The organism is Pseudomonas sp. GM79 (assembly GCF_000282495.1).
GTDB lineage: Bacteria > Pseudomonadota > Gammaproteobacteria > Pseudomonadales > Pseudomonadaceae > Aquipseudomonas.
In genome coordinates, this window is the sequence record NZ_AKJE01000029.1 from 93,571 (window position 1) to 113,779 (window position 20,209).

Sequence of the window (20,209 nt, forward strand, 5' to 3'; positions counted from 1 at the left end):
TGGTTTTTTTAGAATGATTGGTTTGCAAGGCGTGGCTTTTTATCGCGATTGCAGGACACACCACAATCCCTGTGGGAGCGGGCTTGCTCGCGAAGAAGCCGGTACATCCGATAAATATTTTGCGGCTGGTATACCGCTTTCGCGAGCAAGCCCGCTCCCACAATGGGTTTTTTGGTGTTGGGTCGATCGATAAAAAAACGGCCGGGTCATCTGGGGAGACGACCCGGCCGTGGTTGGAGAGGGTTGTGCTTACTGCACTTCCACCGCCAGGCTTTCACTGATCTTTTGCTGCCAGATGGCAGGACCGGTGATGTGTACCGACTCGCCCTTGCTGTCGACCGCAACGGTCACAGGCATGTCTTTGACGTCGAACTCGTAGATCGCTTCCATGCCCAGTTCGGCGAAAGCCACCACGCGGGATTTCTTGATGGCTTGCGCCACCAGGTAAGCCGCACCGCCGACAGCCATCAGGTAAACGGCTTTGTGGTCCTTGATCGCTTCGATCGCGGTAGGGCCGCGCTCGGATTTACCGATCATGCCCAACAGGCCGGTTTGCTCGAGGATCTGACGGGTGAACTTGTCCATCCGCGTCGCGGTGGTCGGGCCGGCAGGGCCAACCACTTCTTCGCGTACCGGATCAACCGGGCCAACGTAGTAGATGAAGCGACCTTTCAGGTCCACCGGCAGGGTTTCACCCTTGTTCAGCATCTCGACCATGCGCTTGTGCGCCGCGTCGCGACCGGTGAGCATTTTGCCGTTGAGCAGGACGGTTTCGCCCGGCTTCCAGCTCTGCACTTCTTCCGGCGTCAGGGTATCGAGGTTGACGCGACGGGCCGATGGGCCGGCTTCCCAGACGATTTCCGGGTAGGCGTCCAGCGGTGGCGCTTCCAGCGAGGCCGGGCCGGAACCGTCGAGCACGAAGTGTGCGTGACGGGTGGCGGCGCAGTTCGGGATCATGCACACCGGCAGGGACGCAGCGTGGGTCGGGTAATCCATGATCTTCACGTCGAGCACGGTGGTCAGGCCACCCAGGCCCTGGGCGCCGATGCCCAGTTGGTTGACCTTCTCGAACAGCTCCAGACGCATCTCTTCGATACGGTTGGACGGGCCGCGCTTCTTCAGCTCATGAATGTCGATGGATTCCATCAACACTTCCTTGGCCATTACCGCGGCTTTCTCGGCGGTGCCGCCGATGCCAATGCCGAGCATGCCCGGTGGGCACCAGCCGGCGCCCATTTCCGGAACGGTCTTCAGTACCCAGTCAACGATCGAGTCGGACGGGTTGAGCATGGCCATTTTCGACTTGTTCTCGGAGCCGCCGCCCTTGGCCGCCACGTCCACTTCTACGGTGTTACCCGGAACGATGGAGTAGTGGATAACGGCCGGGGTGTTGTCCTTGGTGTTTTTGCGAGCGCCCGCCGGGTCAGCGAGGATCGAGGCACGCAGGACGTTTTCCGGCAGGTTGTAAGCCCGGCGCACGCCTTCGTTGATCATGTCGTCCAGGCCCATGGTGGCGCCATCCCAACGCACGTCCATGCCCACGCGCACGAACACGGTAACGATACCGGTGTCCTGGCAGATCGGGCGGTGGCCGGTAGCGCACATGCGCGAGTTGATCAGGATCTGCGCCATGGAGTCGCGGGCTGCCGGCGATTCTTCACGCAGGTAGGCCTCGTGCATCGCCTGGATGAAATCCACGGGGTGGTAGTAGGAAATGAATTGCAGGGCGTCGGCAACGCTCTGAATCAGGTCGTCTTGCTTGATCACGGTCATGAGTCGCGCTCCTCTAAAAGACGGGAACATTCTATAGGGCAGCTTCAAGCGATAAGCGGCAAGCGGCAAGCTGAAGCAGTACGCGGTCTGCTCTGAACTTGTCGCTTTAAGCTTGAGGCTTGAAGCTGACCCTCAGGGTCACAAGGCACGCCGGGCATGCTGGCGCGACGCTAAAAAGGCGCGGCAGTATACCGCGCCTCGATGGCGGGCACATCCGTTGACAGTCAAACGTTGGTCGCATACCGCCCATATTGATGAACCCGCCCCAATGCAGAACCTGTAGCAGCTGCCGAAGGCAGCGTTCGACTGCGAAGCAGTCGCAAAATCAGAGATTGCGGTATGTCAGGCAGACTGCGTCAGCCGGATTCACGACTGCTTCGCAGCCGAACGCAGCCTCGCAAGCTCGACAGCTGCTACAGCGAACGCAGCCTTCGGTCGCTGCTATAAGGAATGCAGCAAGGCTCGGCTCACATGGAACGCGGGTCATGGCTTTGACGCCAGTTTTCTGCCCCGAAAATTGAATGGTCATTTATCAGACTCGCCACTAAAGTGGCATCCGGCCTGTAGAGTAGGACACTCGATCAGCCTCCTTTCCCACGGTGAATCAACGATTGACCCATAACGCCATCCAGCGGCTTTTGCTCAAACGCTTTGCCCTCGCAGCTGGCACCTACGCCCTGGCTTTGCTGCTGCTGTGGCTGGCGTTTTTCACCGGCCATTACGATGAATCCATCGCCGGAATGGCGATCGGCAGCGCGTTGGTGGTGCTCAGCCAGGCGGTGTTGTTCGCGGTGTTCTCGAGCGGTCGCAACCTGCGTTTTTCCGACCCGAGCCTGACCGAAGTGCAAATACTGCTGGGGCTGGGTTGGCAAACCTGGCTGATCGCTCATCTGGACGAGGCTCGCGGCGCGTTTCTGGTGTTTTACCCCCTGATTCTTTTGTTCGGGTTGTTTCATCTTTCGCGCATGGCTTTCGCCCGTTGCGCGTTTCTGGTGTTTTTCAGTTTCAGCGCCATCACCTTGTGGGAGGGCTACCACTTTCAGCTGCCCGACCCGACGCTGGCCCTGTTGCAGGTGTGCGTGCTATTCGTGGTGCTCGGCTGGCTGGTGCTTTACGCCCGCTACGTCCAGCTGTCGCGCCAGCGTATGCGTCAGCGGCGGTTTGCCTTGCAGGCGCATCAAGACACCCTGCGCGGGATGATGCGCCAGCTTGAAGGTTTGGTGGCGACCGATGAACTCACCGGGCTGTTCAACCGCCGGCATTTCCTGCGCCTGGCCTCCCGCGAGTTGAACGCCATGGAAACCGATGTGGTGCACGGCCTGGCGTTGATCGACCTCGATCACTTCAAACGCATCAACGATGTTCACGGCCATGCCGCCGGCGATCAGGTGCTGCAAGCGTTTGCCGGAGTGGCCACCGCCTGCCTGCGCGATGGCGACATTCTGGCCCGCTATGGCGGTGAAGAGTTTGTGGTGCTGTTGCCCGATTGCGATGCCGAGCGCCTGACGGCGTGTTGTGAGCGGTTGCGCATAGCTTTCATGGATGTCGAATTGGTCGGCCTGGATGTGCGCAACCTCAGCCTGTCGGTGGGCATGACTTTGTTGGCGCTCGGCGACGATCTGGATGACGCCCTGCACCGCGCCGATCAGGCGCTGTACCGCGCCAAGCGCGATGGCCGTAACCGTTGCGCGGCGGCTTGGGAGAATGTCGATGCCTGAGCTGCGGGTCGGCGAACGCCAATGGACGGTGGCGGCGGGCAGCAACCTGCTCGATGCCTTGAATCAGAATGGCGTGTCGGTGCCCTATAGCTGCCGCGCCGGCAGTTGCCATGCGTGCCTGGTTAAATGTGTCGAGGGCTTGCCCAGCGACAGCCGTCCCGATGCCTTGAGCCATGAGCAGCGTCAGCAGGGTTGGCGGCTGGCCTGTCAATGCCAGGTGGTCGACGATCTGCAAATCGAAACCTTTGACCCGCTGCGTGATGGGCTTGCCGCTCAAGTGGCCGCCAGCGATTGGCTGAGCCCCAGCGTTTTGCGTTTACGCCTGACGAGTGAGCGACCGTTGCGCTATCAGGCGGGGCAGCATCTGGTGTTGTGGGCGGGCCAGATTGCGCGGCCGTATTCCCTGGCCAGTCTGCCGCAAGAAGACCGCTTTCTGGAGTTCCACCTCGATTGCCGCCAACCGGGGGCATTCAGTGATGCGGCGCGTCGCTTGAAAATCGGCGATCCGGTCCGCCTCGGCGAGTTGCGCGGCGGGGCGTTGCATTACGACCCGGACTGGCACACCCGACCTCTGTGGCTATTGGCGGCCGGCACCGGTCTGGGGCCGTTGTTCGGTATCTTGCGCGAAGCATTGCGTCAGGATCACCAGGGCGCCATCCGTGTCATTCACCTGGCCCATGATGCGGGTGAACATTATCTGGCCAAACCCCTGCAAGCCATGGCCGCCAGCCGTGAAAACCTTAGCGTCGAGCTGTGGACGGCGGCCGAGTTGCCCGCGGCTTTGGCACAACTGCGCCTTGTTTCGCGGCAAACCCTGGCCTTAGTCTGCGGGGCCCCCGACAGCGTCGACGCCTTTGCCCGGCGCCTGTACCTGGCGGGTTTGCCGCGCAATCAACTGCTGGCGGATGTCTTTCTACCCCGTGGTTGAGCGCTGATTTTTGTGGCGAGCGAGCTTGCTCGCGCTGGGCTGCGCAGCGGCCCCAAAAGTTTGTGAGCGCTGCGCACTCAAGCGCGAGCAAGCTCGCTCGCCACAGTTGATCCTCTCAGATCAGGACTCACCATGCCCGATACCATCCAGTTTGAACGCGAGCGCGGCCTGCTGACCCTGCGCATCAATCGCCCCGAGAAGAAAAACGCCCTGACTCGCGCCATGTACAGCCAACTGGCGGAGGGTTTGCGTCTTGCCGACAGCGACCCCGAAATCAATGCGGTGCTGATCACCGGTAGCGCTGAGTGCTTCACCGCCGGCAACGACATCCTTGATTTCCTCCAGCAACCCCCGAGCATCCTCGACAGCCCGGTGTATCACTTCATGCTCAATTTGCTCGAGTGCCGCAAACCGGTCATCGCCGCCGTGGCCGGCGCGGCGGTGGGGATCGGTACGACGATGCTGCTGCATTGCGATCTGGTTTACGTCAGCACCGACGCGCGGCTGCGCATGCCGTTCGTCAACCTCGGGTTATGCCCGGAGTTCGGCTCCAGCCTGATCCTGCCGCGAATGCTCGGGCATGCCAAAGCGGCGGAGCTGTTGTTGCTGGGCGAGGGTTTCAGTGGTGAACAGGCTGCGGCGTGGGGGATAGCGACTGAAGCCTTGGGCAGTGGCGAAGCGGTGTTGGCCAAGGCGCGGGAGATGGCGTTGCGATTTGAGTCGTTGCCGGCGGAGGCGGTGCGCATCAGCAAGCAATTGATGAAAGCGCCGGATCGGCAACAGATACGCAAAGTGATAGAAGAAGAGGGCGCGTTGTTCACCCAGCGGCTGCGTTCGCCGGAAGCGATGGCGGCGTTGACCGGGTTTATCAACAGGCATTAAACCCGCGGTGGCCGGGCGGGCCTCTTCGCGAGCAAGCCCGCTCCCACATTGGATCTGCAGTGTTTACAGGTTTTGTGTCACCCACAAATCCCCTGTGGGAGCGGGCTTGCTCGCGAAGAGGCCAGACCAGACAAAACACCTGTTGGATCAGAATGCAAAAAGCCCCGCCATTCACATGGCGGGGCTTTTGTTTTTCAGCTGATCACTCAGACCATCGGGTCGCCAACGTGCAGGATTTTCATCCCGTTGGTGCCGCCGGTGGTGTGGTAGCTGTCGCCCTTGGTCAGGATGACCCAGTCGCCTTTCTCGACCACACCCAACTTGAGCAACTCGTCGATCGCAGCCTGGCTGACTTGCTCAGGCGGCAAGGACGCCGGGTCGAACGGTACGGTGTAGACGCCACGGAACATGGCCGCGCGGGCCTGGGTTTCGCGGTGCGGGGAGAACGCGTAGATCGGCACCGAGGAACGGATGCGCGACATGATCAACGGCGTGTAGCCACTTTCGGTCAACGCGATAATCGCCTTCACGCCCGGGAAGTGGTTGGCGGTGTACATGGCCGCCAGCGCGATGCTCTGGTCGCAGCTTTCGAAGACCTTGCCAATACGGTGGCTGGAGGTCTTGCTGGTCGGGTGCTTTTCAGCGCCGATGCAGATGCGCGCCATGGCTTGCACGGCTTCCAGCGGGTACAAACCGGCAGCACTTTCGGCCGAGAGCATTACGGCGTCGGTGTAGTCGAGCACGGCGTTGGCTACGTCGGAGACTTCGGCACGGGTCGGCATCGGGTTCTGGATCATCGACTCCATCATCTGGGTCGCAACGATCACCGCTTTGTTGTGGCGGCGTGCATGCAGAATGATTTTCTTCTGAATGCCCACCAGCTCGGCGTCGCCGATTTCCACACCCAGGTCACCACGGGCAACCATCACCGCGTCGGAGGCTTTGATCAGGCCGTCGAGGGTTTCGTCGTCGGCCACGGCTTCGGCGCGTTCGATCTTCGCCACCAGCCAGGCAGTACCGCCGGCTTCGTCGCGCAGTTGACGGGCGTATTCCATGTCGGCGGCGTCACGCGGGAAGGACACCGCGAGGTAGTCGACTTGCATTTCGGCTGCGAGCTTGATGTCGGCCTTGTCTTTTTCGGTCAGGGCCGGTGCAGTCAGGCCGCCGCCGCGACGGTTGATGCCTTTGTGGTCCGACAGCGGGCCGCCGATGGTCACGGTGCAATGCAGCTCGGTGGCGGTGGCGGTGTCGACGCGCATCACCACGCGGCCGTCGTCGAGCAGCAGCTCGTCGCCCACGCCGCAGTCTTTTACCAGGTCCGGGTAGTCGATGCCGACCACTTGCTGGTTGCCTTCGGTCAACGGATGGCTGGTAGAGAAGGTGAATTGATCACCGATCTTCAGCTCGATCTTCTTGTTGGCGAATTTGGCGATACGAATTTTCGGGCCTTGCAGGTCACCCAGCAGGGCGACGAAGCGGCCGTGCTTGGCAGCGAGGTCACGCACCAGCTTCGCGCGAGCCTTGTGCTCGTCGGGGGTGCCGTGGGAGAAGTTCAGACGGGCGACGTCCAGGCCAGCCAGAATCAGCTGTTCGAGAACTTCCGGCGAGTTACTGGCCGGGCCAAGGGTAGCGACGATTTTGGTACGACGGACGGACATGCAAAGACTCCTGAGTTCAAGCGCTAGCAGAGGCTACTATGGTCTTTGGGTGTAGTCATTGTTCGTTTGCACTACTTATTAGTTTCTTTATTGAACGCGACAACTTTGCAGCAAACCGTCCTGAAGATTTCCGCCCAAGGGTCGATACAGAGCTCAAGACAGGAGATCCCCCATGCGATTCGTGCTCATTGCCGCCCTTGCCATCAGTGCCCTCAGTGTCACGGGCTGCACCCGTTGGTCGATGAACCATCATTTGAATAATGCCTACAGCGCCTATGAGCGCGGCAACTGCGAGCAAGTGATGCTCGAACTGTCCAAGGTCGAGCGTGCCAGCCATGCGCGGCCTTATGTGTGGCCGGAAGTGTCGATGATGCGCGGCCAGTGCCTGGAACGGCAAAAGCTGTTTATCGATGCGGCGCAGACTTACCAGTTCATCATTGCCTCTTACCCGCAAAGCGAATACGCCTACCGCGCCCGTGCCCGCCTGGAAACCTTGCAGAGCCTGGGCCATTACCCGACCCGCAGCGCGGCGGCGGTGCGTCCAACCCGGTTCTGATTGTCATGCGACAGCGGTGAGCTATAGTCCAATGGATCGATTTAGAGCCTTGCCTCTAATTCGAGGTAACACCTGTGATCGGCAGCAGTAAGCGACAGCGGTTGGAAGGACTGTCGCACCAGGATCGGGGAGAGCGCGGCTGATGCCTATAAAACAATAGAGCAGGCCCGTTCCGAAGTATTGGTGCGGCCCTGCTTAAGGGCCTTGCGTAGCGAAATCAGCATGTTCACTGACCGCCGGATCGAGCGGCATCAACTGCCGTATTTTCTGAAAGTGTTCAACTGCGTCACCGACAAGCCCATCGGCTTTCTGGGTAATCTGTCCGAGGACGGGCTGATGTTGATCAGCCAGTTGCCGATGATGGTGGGCGCCGATTTTAATCTGCGCCTGAAAATCCCCATGGATGGCCATTGTCAGCAGGTGATCGACCTCAATGCCTGCTGCCTGTGGTGCCACGAAGACGCCACCCCCCACCACTATGACGCTGGCTTCAGCCTGCAACGGGCACCGCCGGAATATGGGCAATTGGTGGAGGCGTTGAAGCAGTACTTCAGTTTTCAGCCGTTGCCGGCTTCTGCTTGAGCCGATAAAAGCTTCGCGAGCAAGCCCGCTCCCACATTTGATCTGCGCAGGCCACAGATTTTGTGTTCAACGCAGATCCCCCGTGGGAGCGGGCTTGCTCGCGAAAGCGCCCGCTCAGGCAACAAAGATTTGGCAGATAAACACTACGTCGCGCCCACCGCCCGCTCGATATCCAGCGACCGTTCCGCCAGCATCAACCCCATCTCGCTCATCTGATAAATCGCCATCGCCAGATGCCGCTGTTTGTCTTCCAGGCTGTCCGCCAGGTCCAGCAGCAGAAGGCTCACCGAAGAAAAGGTTTCATAGGTCTGGATGATGAGGGCTTCGGGGTTTGCATCAGGTACGACGGTGAACATTTTCATGGCACGGTCCTGGGATGGGCGCAGCGATTCGATGGCGGGTTTGAGGTAGTGGTCGAGGGCCTTTTCGGCGGCGGCGTGGAGTTTTTTTGAATCGAGGGAGGCGTAGGGGGAAACCGGGTCGGTTTCGGGTGGATTTGGTGTTGGTTTGAACATGTTTTTGCACACTCGTAGTTGGGGCCTTCACCTGTTCGCGACTAAACGAAATTAGGGTGGCGGCTGTAAGCAGGTTAGTCGACCGGGAGTGCACGAACCGGCGCGCCCTAGGGCGCCCTGCGAACAGCCACCATCGAGTGCGGGGATAGGGAATACCCGACAGGATGACGCTTATACACAATGCACATGATCCCGGGCGACTAAACCCGATCGCTGATGAGCAGCGACGCGGATCAAGTTACGGGGCATGACCAAGGTGCACAAGCCGGCGGATTCTGGCGGATCTGTAGGCAGCGGCGCAAGGTCGTGTAGTCACTTGCCAAACTTTGTAGGAAGCGCGCGAAGACGCCGGAGTGGGGCGTTACCGTTCGTCTGAACTGTCAGTTTTTACAGGTATCCGGCGATCTTTTTTCAGACGTTAATTAACTCCATTGATTTGCAACTAATACAGTCGCACTGGAGTGCTCAATCATGGCAGACCAAGACCAAGACCAGGACCAGGACCAGGACCAGGACCAAGACCAAGACCAGGCAGACCAACTGTATCAAATGGAGCAACCAGATCAGCCGAGGCTTGAGTACTTGCCTTTTGTTACACCTGGTGAGGGGCATGTTGTTGCTCGTACTGGAAGGGAGTTTGTGGCGCGAACATTTGCCCAAAGAGCTAATCTCGCAGAGGTGCATTTCTACGATGCGAACAGTTATATGTATCTACGACTAACAACTTCAACACCTGACAATCCTCTCCGATTCATGCCGAACTTTGATCCACCTCTGCGGTTAGGCAGGAACGCCATCCATTACAGGTTCCGGGTCAATACTTGGTGGACCGAGTGGTACGACACGGGATGGTTTTATGTAATACAACCGCCGGTTATTACTTATCCCTCAGCAACTTATAATGCGGTGCCTTCTCCTGATCCCTTGATTAAGGGCAGGGGAGAGCCTGGTGCCAAGGTAAAACTCATTCGTGCCAGTGACAATGTTGCGCTAAGTGCGGAAGGCACTGTGCTTGCATCTGGTGAATGGGCGCTAAGGTTTACTCGTCCATTGGAGGGAACAGAACATACTATCTCGGTTTGGGAGACGGTAACGGGGCGGGGAGGATGGGCTCGTGCCGAGAATCGTCATTTTCGAGTGCATACGACCGTTATCACTTCGCCGGTCGCGAACGCTGTAGTGCCGAGCCATGAGGTAGTCTTTAAGGGGGATGGTATGCCCGGCTCCTCCCTCCACGTAGTAAGAGCAGACAATTATTCGGTTGGTCTGACGGCTCCAGTTGAATTGACAACAAACACTTGGGAAGCCCCATTAAAAACAAGCGTCGTATTGTCGAGTGGTCCACTGACCGTTGCGGCTCAATATACATATCCGGAAATCCCATCCGGTTATTCGCCCCCTCTCACCTTTCGCGTATTAGGCATCCCGGCGATCATTTCTCCCTCGGCTAATACTGTACAAGACCAGCAGTTCACCTTATCCGGCAACAATGGTCTGGCTGGTTCCAAAGTCGAAGTCTTCAAGGACCTGGGGACCGACAAGGTCGGTGAAAGCAGCGTGTTGACTGGGTCTGGCTGGACCTGTTCCGTCATCGTCTCTGTGGGACCCGTGTCGCTGACCGTACGCCAGGTATTGGGCGGCAAAGAATCGCAGCGCAGCGGTGCTCGCCTCTTCAAAATCCGTCCGCCTGTGTTAGCGGCACCCACCGTGGCTCAAACCAACAACACTGTGACGTTCTCCGGTACCACCGCGCACACCGGGGCCACCGTAAGAATCAGCAAGCTCACCGGGCCGGGTGAGCTCGTATTGCCGACAGCCCTCGTGATTAACTCGCGTTGGGAAATCATCGCTACAGACTGGCCGTTCGGTACCTACCGCTTCTCCGCCATTCAGGACGTTCCCGACAATGCCGGTGGCAGGATTCCTTCCATCGCCTACGAATTCAACGTGACCATCGGCATCCCGGCGCCGACCGATGTTCGCTTCACGACGGCTTATACGCCGGTGATTTCCGGGAACGGGATTAATGGGGCCAAGGTCATCATCAGGTTTTCCGGCGGACAGGACGCTGCATCGCCTCCCACGGTGGTGAACGGGCAATGGTCCAGCACGGTTCTGCAGCAGTGGGGGCCGGTGAAAGATCGCGAGCTGCTGATCACGCAGGAGCGGGATGGGCAGACGTCCGAGCCCTTTTCCCTGAAGGTCACCATTCCCCCCCAAGCGCCCGAGATCACGCAAATCACCGACAATGGACTTTCGCCGGATATCACCGGCACCTGTTGGCCCAACGCCGTTGTCACCCTCACGTTCAGCGACAGCGTGACCACGCATCCGGCGACCGTGAACGGTGGCAACTGGAGCTTCCGGCGGACGACTGACTTTGCCTCAGGCACAGAGCACACCGTTACGGTGACCCAGGCATTCGCTCAGCAGACGTCTGTGCCGGCCTCCAGAACGTTCACTGTCGCGCTGCCCCGACCGACGATCAACGAGCCGGCTACCGACGCCGAAGTTGGCCGTGATCTGACCGTGAGGGGCGACAACGGGATGAACGGCGCTACCCTGAAAATTCGGGATGCGCAGTACGACAGAGAGTTGAATTCCAAGACCCTGACGGCCGATGGCGGCTGGTCGATCGATATTGATAGGCTCGACATTCGCCCGTATTTCATTGATGCCCGCCAGACACTGGCTGGGCGCGATTCCGAGCCCAGTGAAGTACGCGAATTCACCGTGGTGGTGCTGCCGCCCCAAGTGGATGTGCCAGCGCCGGGCGCCGATCTGCCGCGTATCGGCAGTGTTTCCGGCACTGGTATGCCCGGTGCCTACGTAACGGTGCGACTGGCGGGACAAGAGCAACCCTTGATTGAAAATCTTGAGGTTGACGAGCATGGCGACTGGCAAGCGCGGGTTGAGCTGGAAGTTGGCGACCACGAGCTATGGGCGCTTCAACGCTTCGATGGACACGCTTCCCGCGAAACCCCGCGCCAGGCGTTTCGGGTGGTGCCATTGGCGCCTTTTATTGAAAGCCCGGCGGATGGTGAGCGGGTCGACATGGACATGGTGGTGTCCGGCTTCGCCGATCCGGGTCACACCGTCATACTGGCCGCCGCCGATGCGCCGCAGATTCCCTTGGGGCAAACCGTGGTGCGGTCGGATCGCAGCTGGTCGATGGCGATCACCCTTGAGCGAGCGGGCGGCCGTCAACCGTTGATCGCCGTGCAATGGCAAGACCGTTTCAATTCGGCCACCACGCAGCGCTCGGTGCTGCTGGCTGCGTATCAACCACAGATCACTGCGCCCGCCGAAGGCACCTGGCACAGCCATCCAGTCGAACTGGAGGGCGCCGGAAAGATCGGTCGCGGTGAGGTGGTCGACTGGTTCAATCCAGAATCCCGCCAGGCAACCGACTTTCCCATCACCAGTGACAACTGGGGCGCCATCTCGGGCCGGGCACTGCTCCCGGGCGGGCACTGGTTCCGCTTTTGGCAAAGCATTGCCAATGACCCCGGCGGAGCCGACGTACGCGCCTGCTGGGCTGAAACCCGACGCATCGAGATCGAAGGGGCGGACGACCCGCTCGACTGACGATCCACTTCCGACCGGCGGTTGGTAATACTGTCATTTATGACAGTAGACGCCCTCCGCTGGCGAGTATCAAATCCAGCCATCGGTTTGAGCCGCATCCGCTTCGTCCCTCACGGTTCGATGTTGTGTCACTGTCGCAAGGAGCTTGCGTATGACGACTTCCCCCAATCGCCCTTCGTTGCAACTGTTCAATCAACTGTTCGATGTGCAGCGCAGCAAGGAATATTCAGCACTCAAGGAGTATCTGGACGACGGCGGCGCATTTTTCTCGCTGGTGGAGAAGGGCGCACGGGGCCTGGAGCGTGATTTCAATGTGTCCGCGCAAGACGCGCAGCGGTTCATCCGCGCGGCCAATGCACTGGCGATTGTGGTGCGTCGGCAGTTCATCGAACGCACATCATGTCTCGATGAGGCCACCCCTTATCAGCCTTCCAGCGGGTTGCTGTCGATTGTCGCGGGACCCAGCTACGAGGAGCTGTTCCGTCCGAATTTCGATCTGATGTGCCCGCCGAACGCTCTTGAGTCCTGGACTTCGCCGGCCGCGTACCTGATTGATCTGCTGCGCTGGATCAGGGACAGAATCGAAACCGAGGCAGACGGAAACGAGATCCCTCTGCACGAGCGGCGGCATGATTTGAAATCCCTGATGGTCGACGCCAATGCGGTGTATCAGCCGGCATCCGCAGTGGACATCATCGTGTCGGTGCTGGAGGCCTTCATCAAGGAACACAAGCCGAGCGTGGCGGATGTGGATGAGGCGATGAGTACTGCGCACTATCCCAATACCTTGCCGTACTACCGGGACTGGACAACCATCAACCATGTCGCCCGACTCCACGGGATGTCCGTGGGAAATATGGCGCGCACGGTCGATTTGAGCTTTCCCTATTTTCTTCAGCACAACGCTAAAAGCGAGGAGAGCGGGCGGGCTTTGCTGCATGGATCGCGCTTGGGGCCTTATCAGCGAGAAATGCTGACTGAGCCGTTGTTGGACAGTCTTGACACCGAAGAGCTGGCGCCGTTCTACAGGCTGAATTTCGGTAGTCACGGATTTGATCATTGGCAAAACCTGAATCAGGTCAAATACTTTTGCGAACGGACCAATCGGCTGGCCCTGGATATCGAGCAGTTACTGTCGATTCGCAGTTTTGTCCCGTTGCGATCTCCCAATGCCCCTGACGTACCTTTGGCAGCAGAGGCTTACCAGTCAGGCTCGGTGTATATCAATGGAGGGCTACCGCCAAGCCTGGGAATTGATTTCAGAGGATCCATCTCCCTTCATCGATTCACTCAGGATCCTCACACCAGCTCCGCCCGTTACGACCGCATGAATCGCAAGATCCGCCTGGATCAATGGCTGAATCTGCCCACCGAACACGTCGATGCACTGCTGGTGGCAGCCATTAAAGCTGAAGACCCTGGTGCGCCTTACCTGATCACCGACAAAACCCTTCAAGCCCTTGGCCTGTTTCAGGACTTGCGTGAACGCTACGGGTGTCTGGCGGAAGACTTCGCCGTGTTCATCGGTGAGTTGTCGGTCTATGGCCGTGGCGAGACGCTGTCATCGTTCGACCGGGCGTTCAATGCTCAAGCCTTGTTTTCCACCCCACTGCAACTGGATGGCGGTGAATTTCCGGTGTTCCCCGAACCGGGGGTGGAGACGTTGACAGTCAAACAGATCTGCAGTGGCCTGGGTATTGATCTGTACACCTATCGGCATCTGGCCCAGGCCATCGCTCGTGCCCATACCCTTGGAACCTTGGTACGCACCGCACCTGTTCTTTCCAGTTTTTACCGGTTGGTGAAAATTGCACGGTTGTTGGGCATCACCCCAGTGGAAGGCTTGCTGATGCTGGCGACGCTGGGAGGGGTGAGCTGGGTCAATGCGTTGGCCGGTGTCCCTCGCCTGTATGTCGATCCGGAAGGCGTCCTCCCCGACACATTGAACGTCATCCATGCGCTGGAATCCTGTGTCGGCTGGTGCCGCGAACGGGAACTACCGGTACTGTGGATGCTGCAACAGGTCACACCGGTTGTCGCACCGGTGGCCTCGGCCAATGAGCTGCGGTTGTTCGCACAAGTGCGCAGCCTTTATCCCTCGGCGCTACTGTCCAATGCTGCGCTGTTGATGGCCGGTGTTCCGCCGCTGACCGGTGGCGCCGACTGGCTGGATTTGTTGACGTCGCTGGTGAGCCGCAGCGGCCTGGTATTGGCCCAGTCACCGGCCATTGAGCTGGATTATCCGGCGTTTGCCCGTGCGGAACTCGACTTGGCAGTGCGCGACGGCTTGGGCGAGATGGAACCGTCGGTTCGGCTGGCAATTGTCGACACCATGCTGGCGGTGTTGCTGCAGGCGCGGGCCGGCCAGGTATCGGTGGTCAAGGAATGTGTGGCGGTGTATGCCGGCCTGAATTCGGAATTGGTGCCTGCCGTACTGGACTGGGCTGACATGACGGTTTACCAGCTGCTTTTTTACGTACAGGAGCTGGCTGACGTTGAAGAGGCTGGTGCCGACGTGTCCTGGAGACTGGAACCGGTCATCGATCCGTTCCTTGGCCGACTGGCCGAGGTTCGGCGCCGCAGTGCGGTGGTGGTCAGGCTGGAGCTGAGCGTCGAGCTGCTTGAAGACTATTTGAGCTATGGCTACGACGCCTGGCTGGGGTCAAGCGATAAACATGAACTCACCGTGCGAACCCTGTACTACTTGACGGTTCTGGTACGTGCCTTCGGCTTGAGCCAACAGCCACCCGGCAGATTGCTTGAGTATTTGCGCGCGGTCGACGCCCTGCCAGACCCGCTGACTGGCGATGCGTTGAGCCTTGCCCGAGAAGCCGCCGCGATCCGCCTGGCCGCGTTTTTCGGCTGGAGTGTCCAGGACGTGCGCGAGTGCGCCAGCCAGGTCGGCAACTCCATCGGGGTGATCCGCACCCTCACGGAACTGGATCTGCTGATCCGGGTGCGGGTGTTGGCGAGCGCCAACAACATGGACGCGGAGACGATTTTCCTGATGGGGCTGCTTCCGCAGGCGTTGGGCAGAGAAGCCTACGCCACCGCTGCCGAGCATGCATTGCAAAGCCTGAACGAGACCCCTGAGGAGCTGATACCCGATCTGGAAGAGGCGTTGGGGCAGGTAGCCAGGATGACCTGGATCGTCGATAAAACCACACTGATTGCCAACAAGCCGGGAGAGAAGGCGGTCTTCACCGTTACCGTCACCGACGCCAACCTCAGCCCCCTGAGCGGTGTGACCGTTTACTGGCAAAGCAGCCTTGGCGTGATCAGCAAATCCGATACCGACCCCAGTGGTGTCGCGACCGCCGAGTTCGTACCGGGCAACATCATGGGCACCGCCACGCTGTATTGCTGGCTGGATCTGCTGGAGAAACTGCAGGCCGCGACCCTCATCATCGGCCCTGATCCGGCAACGTTGGAGTTCCCGTCGATGCTCATGTCCGAGGTGCCCGATCGCGAGGTGCCGTTCGGTCAGAGCATCGAGTTGTTCGCCGTGATGAAGGATCGTTTTACCAATCTCGGTATCGGCATTCCGGTTCGCTGGGGCTGGGAAGCGATTCCCGACGAGTCGGGCATTGCCAGGGACAACCCGCAACTGACGATCCGCCCGGACGATGCATTGACCAATGATAAGGGGCTGACGCAGGTAGATGTGTCTTCTGCCACGGGCGGCACCTTCGAGGTCAAGATCGATATTGAGCTGCCGGGCAACAATACAGTCGCGTTGTTTGAATACATCACCTTCGCTGGCCCTCCTCTACTCCGTTAGGGCGTGCAGCCGGCCGGGGTGCACCTGTCCGGTGGTCAATGAGGAAACTTATTCCGGGAGCGGGAAACATGGATAACAACAAACTGGCTGAACTGTTCGAACAGCGCCGTAATGCCTTGGTCAGCTTTGCCATCGGGCAGGTCCGAAAAAATTTGCCTGGGGATGCAGATGACAGATTCAACTTCGTCAGGACCCCCGGCGATTTGTTTGAACTGTTGCGCCTGGATCCGCTGGATCGGTATCAGGTGCAAAACACCCGTGTGGCCGAGGCCATCAGCTGCGCGCAGAACTTTATCCATGCCGCTTACCGCAAGCTGGAGCCGGGCTACGCAACGCATGAGTTCGACAAACAGCATCTGAAACTGTGGGAACTCTACGGCAACTATGGTGACTGGCAGGCGCTGCAGATCATTGGCGCCTACCCGGAAAATTTCATCACCCCCTTTGTGCGCCAACGCAAGACCAGCCTGTTCAAGACCCTGGAAAACAACCTGAACCAAACGCGGCTGAGCATGGACTCGGTGCTGTCGGCATTACGCGATTATCTGCACGAGTTCGAGCAGATCTGTTGCCTGGATGTTATCAGTTGCTTTATGGACGGCCCAACGCCTGCCAATGCCGATTATTACTTTGTCGGGCGCCAGCTCGTGGCGCCTTTTCAGTACTACTGGCGCAAGGCTGAGGTGGAGCTGACCAGCCAGAGCAGGACGATAAACCCCGCCGCATGGAGCGAGTGGCAACCAGTGGACATCCCCGTCGGCGCCAGAGTTCTGGACATGCGTTCAGTGTTCTGGAATGGCCGTTTGTGCCTGGTCTGGGCAGAGTGGCAGGACAAGGTCGAGGGCACCGAGGGGGCGTTTCTGCCGTACAAGCTTGATGTTTTCCTGGCGTTCAAAGGTCAAAACGATCAGTGGTCGGCACCGCTGTCATTGTTCCACGATGAACCATACGACGATGTGTCCGACGGCTGTCGGCTGATTGCGACGGTATGGGTGGATCAGCAATACACCAAAGGCCGGCTGGGGGTTTTGTTGACCAATCGTTTACCTGAGGAAAACGAGGACAACGAGTACAGCGCGTACATGGTGCACGATGTGCTGTTGCGTCCGGTGGCGAATGACGATGGGAGATGGCTGGATATCCTGGCCGACAATCGTTTTGTCAGCTCTGAAGTGGTGCAGCACCCCGTGCAGTTGGAGAGCCTGACGATTAACGAGTCGGTGGAGGTCGCGGGCAGCCTGACGGAGTTCTACTCGTTGCAGGCACTGGCGCTGACTGTGGGCACGCAGGATGTACTGTTTGTGCGGGGTGTTTGTGCAAAGACAACCGTCACAGATGGTGGCGAATCCACCTTTGACTTGAAACTTCTGGATGGCACCGGAGATGATCCTGCCCCAGTCGAAGATAATTTTCCCGGCGCGGGCCAGTGGGCAACCGCGTGGATAGCGGTTAAACGGGACAGGGGTGGGTTCACTGGCCGCCTCACCTTTACGTTCGGCGAAAACAATACGGAAATGAGCTACGGCCGCAAAAAGTTCGAGGTAACGGTGGGTGAGGTCAAAGACTTTCTCCCGCCGGCCCTCGACAAGACCGACCCGGCGGGGGCGCAGTTTCTCAAGTTTCTCTCTCTGCCGGGAATCAACAAGGGATTTATCTCTGTACGGCTGAACTCATTGTTTGGCCCCGAACTGGTACAGCGTGCCAACGTTTCCGTCGACGCCGTCATGGATTGGTCTACCCAACATCTGCCGGAACCCGTATTGATCGGCGTCCAGGAGCCCAATGGCGCATTCGACGGCGCCAATGGTTTGTTCTTCTGGGAGCTGTTCTTCCATGTGCCGCACCTGGTGGCCGCCCGTCTGAGCGAGGAAAACCGTTTTCAGGAGGCGCAACAATGGCTGCACTACCTGTTCGATCCGCAGGCACCGGCCAAGCGCTTGCCGGAAGACCCGGATTACGTTCCGGACCGACCTCTGTACTGGCGATGCCGGCCCCTGATGTCAGCGGGCAACCCTGGCCATGAAGTGCTCTATCCCACCGATCCGGATGCGATTGGTTACGGCGCTCCCCGGCATTTTCGGATCGTGGCTTTTATCGATTATGTGAAAAACCTCGTGGCCTGGGGCGACTGGTATTACCGCCAGCTCACCCGTGACAGTCTGGTGGCTGCCAAGTTGTGTTACGTCCAGGCCGAGTTCCTGATGGGCAAGCCACCCAGCGCCCGGACCGTCTCGCGCTGGGCGCCGGCCAGCGTGGCCGACCTCATGGACAGGACACTGTCCCGACCAGCGCTGGAGCGTTTCGAGCGTGAGCTTGATCTGCCTTTGGGGGAGGTGCCGGCGGCTGCCGAGTCGATCCCGCCCCTCGGCTTGTTGGCGGTTGATGGTTTTGCGCAACCGATCAATGACCAATTGCTGAAAATGTACGATCTGCCCGCCCAGCGCCTGTTCAATTTGCGCCACAACCTGACGCTCGATGGGCGGCCTATGGAGGTGCCGTTCTTCAGCCCGATGACCGACCCTAATCAACTGCTGCGTGACTTGGCGGCCGGTGGCAGTGGCACGCAACGCCCGATGGGCGGACAACAGCAGGTGGTGGCCTTCCGCTGGCGCGTGATGTACGAGGCCGCGCTGCGTGCGGTGCAGACCCTGCAGGAATATGGTGGCCAGGTATTGCGCCTGCTGGAGCAACGCGACCGGGCGGAAATGGAAGAAGACCAGCAACGTTATCTGGTCGAGGCGGGAGACTACGCCAAGAGCACACAGGAGCAAACGATCGCCCAATTGGAGGCCAGCGCGGTGGCGCTGACACAGAGCCGGGCGCTGGCGCAGGAACGGGCCAACGCTTACGCACTGCGCTTTGATGAGAACGTGTCGGCAGTTGAATACGATGTGATGGATCAGCTGCTGTCGTCCAAACAAATGGGTTTGGCTTCCAAGGCGATCAAGGGCGGCGGTGCTGTTATTGCCTCGTTGCCAAACATCTTCGGCTTATCCAATGGCGGCCATCGTGGGGACAAGTTGGCCGACGCCATTGTGTATGGGCTTGAACTTGCCTCCATGGCCCTGCAAATCGACGCTGATAAAAACGCCACCACCGAAGGCTATCGCCGTCGACGCAATGAATGGGCGTTGCAACGTGATCAGGCGCTGGCCGAGGTGCGGGTGCTCGATGAGCAAATTACCGCCCAGGGACACGCCGTGGATGCGGCCCGCACCACCCTCAGCCAGACCCTGCACGCCAATGCCCAAGCGTTGAAACTGTACAACTTCCTTAAAAAACGCTCGACCCGGGCCGAGCTGTTCAATTGGCTGCTCGGTCAGCTCAAAGCCTTGCACTATCAGGCCTACGATGCGGTAGTGGGGCTGTGCCTGAGCACACAGGCGTCCATGAGCGCTGAAACCGGTGACTACGATGCGCAGATTGCGCTGCCGCAGGTTTGGCAAGAGGAGCGCCACGGCCTGACGGCCGGTGAACACTTGCGGGTCTACCTGCTGCGCATGGAGCGTGAATACCTGCATCGCCATACCCGGCGTCTGGAGCTGGTGAAAACGGTTTCGTTGCGGCAGTTGTTTGACAAGGGCGAGCAGCCTGGGCAGCCCGATTGGGAGGCGGCGCTGGGTGAGCTGAAAACCACCGGCAGTCTCGAATTCAGACTCACGCAGTTACTGTTCGACCGCGATCACCCCGGCCACTACTGCCGACAGATCAGTTCCATCGAAGTGGATCTGCCGGTATTGGTCGGGCCGTACGAAAACGTCAAGGCCACGTTGACACAAGTCAGCAGCATGACCGCCACCAAGGCCACGACGCTGTCGGTGGAGTATCTGCACAGCACCGCCAGTAACGCGGTACCGCCGCCAGATGTGCGATTCAACTTATTGAGCGGGCAGATGATGGCGCTGTCGATGGGGGTGAATGACACCGGTATGACCAGCGCTAAACCGGACGAAGGTTTGCTCTTCCCGTTTGAGTGCACGGGCGCGATCTCCAGTTGGCGCCTGACGTTTCCGTGGGCGGACAGGGATCCGCAGGAATCGATGCTGCGATCGTTGACCGACATCGTGCTGCGCGTGCGCTACACGGCCAGGGTCGGTGATCCGACGTTCGCCCGCAAAGTTGAAGAACTGGTTCGGGGGGGCGATCCGGATGACGCGGGGCGCCAGACCGCGCCTGTATCGCCGAAAGCCATTCGGTCAGAACAGGGAGCCGACAATCATGAGTAAGC

At 59.4% G+C, this 20,209-nt stretch carries 11 protein-coding genes; 8 read left to right on the top strand and 3 right to left on the bottom strand.

Going from position 1 to position 20,209, the window contains the following annotated elements; genetic code table 11:
• Positions 1-249: 249 nt before the first annotated feature.
• A complete protein-coding gene (locus tag PMI36_RS21430) occupies positions 250-1,773 on the bottom strand; it encodes a fumarate hydratase (protein WP_008069606.1) in 1,524 nt (507 codons plus the stop codon).
• A 611-nt stretch (positions 1,774-2,384) separates the two neighbouring features.
• Between PMI36_RS21430 and PMI36_RS21425 the strand changes: the two genes are divergently transcribed.
• The 3 genes from PMI36_RS21425 (at position 2,385) to PMI36_RS21415 (ending at position 5,301) form a co-directional block, all read left to right on the top strand.
• Positions 2,385-3,491, top strand: coding sequence for a GGDEF domain-containing protein (locus PMI36_RS21425; protein ID WP_032830190.1), 1,107 nt, complete (start codon positions 2,385-2,387; stop codon positions 3,489-3,491).
• The gene (locus tag PMI36_RS21420) at positions 3,484-4,419 is read left to right on the top strand and encodes an iron-sulfur-binding ferredoxin reductase (RefSeq protein ID WP_008069610.1); all 936 of its coding nucleotides are present in this window, start codon (positions 3,484-3,486) and stop codon (positions 4,417-4,419) included. The genes PMI36_RS21425 and PMI36_RS21420 overlap by 8 nt, the downstream gene beginning before the upstream one ends.
• 132 nt (positions 4,420-4,551) lie before the next feature.
• A complete protein-coding gene (locus PMI36_RS21415) occupies positions 4,552-5,301 on the top strand; it encodes an enoyl-CoA hydratase-related protein (RefSeq protein ID WP_008069617.1) in 750 nt (249 codons plus the stop codon).
• 206 nt (positions 5,302-5,507) lie between these two features.
• Here PMI36_RS21415 and pyk read toward each other — a convergent pair whose 3' ends face one another.
• Positions 5,508-6,959, bottom strand: a complete 1,452-nt coding sequence (gene pyk / locus PMI36_RS21410; RefSeq protein ID WP_008069620.1) for a pyruvate kinase — start codon at positions 6,957-6,959, stop codon at positions 5,508-5,510.
• 172 nt (positions 6,960-7,131) lie between these two features.
• Here pyk and PMI36_RS21405 point away from each other — a divergent pair, with 172 nt between their 5' ends.
• A complete protein-coding gene (locus PMI36_RS21405) occupies positions 7,132-7,515 on the top strand; it encodes a tetratricopeptide repeat protein (RefSeq protein ID WP_008069622.1) in 384 nt (127 codons plus the stop codon).
• 222 nt (positions 7,516-7,737) lie between these two features.
• Entirely contained in the window at positions 7,738-8,097 is a 360-nt protein-coding gene (locus PMI36_RS21400; protein ID WP_032830192.1) for a PilZ domain-containing protein, read from the top strand.
• 143 nt (positions 8,098-8,240) lie between these two features.
• Here the strand turns inward: PMI36_RS21400 and PMI36_RS21395 are convergent, their stop codons facing one another.
• Complete coding sequence (locus PMI36_RS21395; RefSeq protein ID WP_008069626.1) at positions 8,241-8,612, bottom strand: DUF6124 family protein; 372 nt, start codon at positions 8,610-8,612, stop codon at positions 8,241-8,243.
• A 1,215-nt stretch (positions 8,613-9,827) separates the two neighbouring features.
• Between PMI36_RS21395 and PMI36_RS21390 the strand changes: the two genes are divergently transcribed.
• The 3 genes from PMI36_RS21390 (at position 9,828) to PMI36_RS21380 (ending at position 20,207) form a co-directional block, all read left to right on the top strand.
• Entirely contained in the window at positions 9,828-12,200 is a 2,373-nt protein-coding gene (locus PMI36_RS21390) for a hypothetical protein (RefSeq protein ID WP_008069629.1), read from the top strand.
• A 151-nt stretch (positions 12,201-12,351) separates the two neighbouring features.
• Complete coding sequence (locus tag PMI36_RS21385) at positions 12,352-15,981, top strand: Tc toxin subunit A (protein WP_008069632.1); 3,630 nt, start codon at positions 12,352-12,354, stop codon at positions 15,979-15,981.
• 68 nt (positions 15,982-16,049) lie between these two features.
• Positions 16,050-20,207, top strand: a complete 4,158-nt coding sequence (locus tag PMI36_RS21380) for a neuraminidase-like domain-containing protein (RefSeq protein ID WP_008069634.1) — start codon at positions 16,050-16,052, stop codon at positions 20,205-20,207.
• Positions 20,208-20,209: the final 2 nt, after the last annotated feature.

Bases quoted from the DNA above. Each gene is read 5' to 3' on its own strand.
- PMI36_RS21385 (WP_008069632.1), top strand. From the start codon at position 12,352: ATGACGACTTCCCCCAATCGCCCTTCGTTGCAACTGTTCAATCAACTG.
- PMI36_RS21395 (WP_008069626.1), bottom strand. From the start codon at position 8,612: ATGTTCAAACCAACACCAAATCCACCCGAAACCGACCCGGTTTCCCCC.
- PMI36_RS21390 (WP_008069629.1), top strand. From the start codon at position 9,828: ATGCCCGGCTCCTCCCTCCACGTAGTAAGAGCAGACAATTATTCGGTT.
- PMI36_RS21405 (WP_008069622.1), top strand. From the start codon at position 7,132: ATGCGATTCGTGCTCATTGCCGCCCTTGCCATCAGTGCCCTCAGTGTC.
- pyk (WP_008069620.1), bottom strand. From the start codon at position 6,959: ATGTCCGTCCGTCGTACCAAAATCGTCGCTACCCTTGGCCCGGCCAGT.
- PMI36_RS21430 (WP_008069606.1), bottom strand. From the start codon at position 1,773: ATGACCGTGATCAAGCAAGACGACCTGATTCAGAGCGTTGCCGACGCC.
- PMI36_RS21380 (WP_008069634.1), top strand. From the start codon at position 16,050: ATGGATAACAACAAACTGGCTGAACTGTTCGAACAGCGCCGTAATGCC.
- PMI36_RS21400 (WP_032830192.1), top strand. From the start codon at position 7,738: ATGTTCACTGACCGCCGGATCGAGCGGCATCAACTGCCGTATTTTCTG.
- PMI36_RS21415 (WP_008069617.1), top strand. From the start codon at position 4,552: ATGCCCGATACCATCCAGTTTGAACGCGAGCGCGGCCTGCTGACCCTG.
- PMI36_RS21420 (WP_008069610.1), top strand. From the start codon at position 3,484: ATGCCTGAGCTGCGGGTCGGCGAACGCCAATGGACGGTGGCGGCGGGC.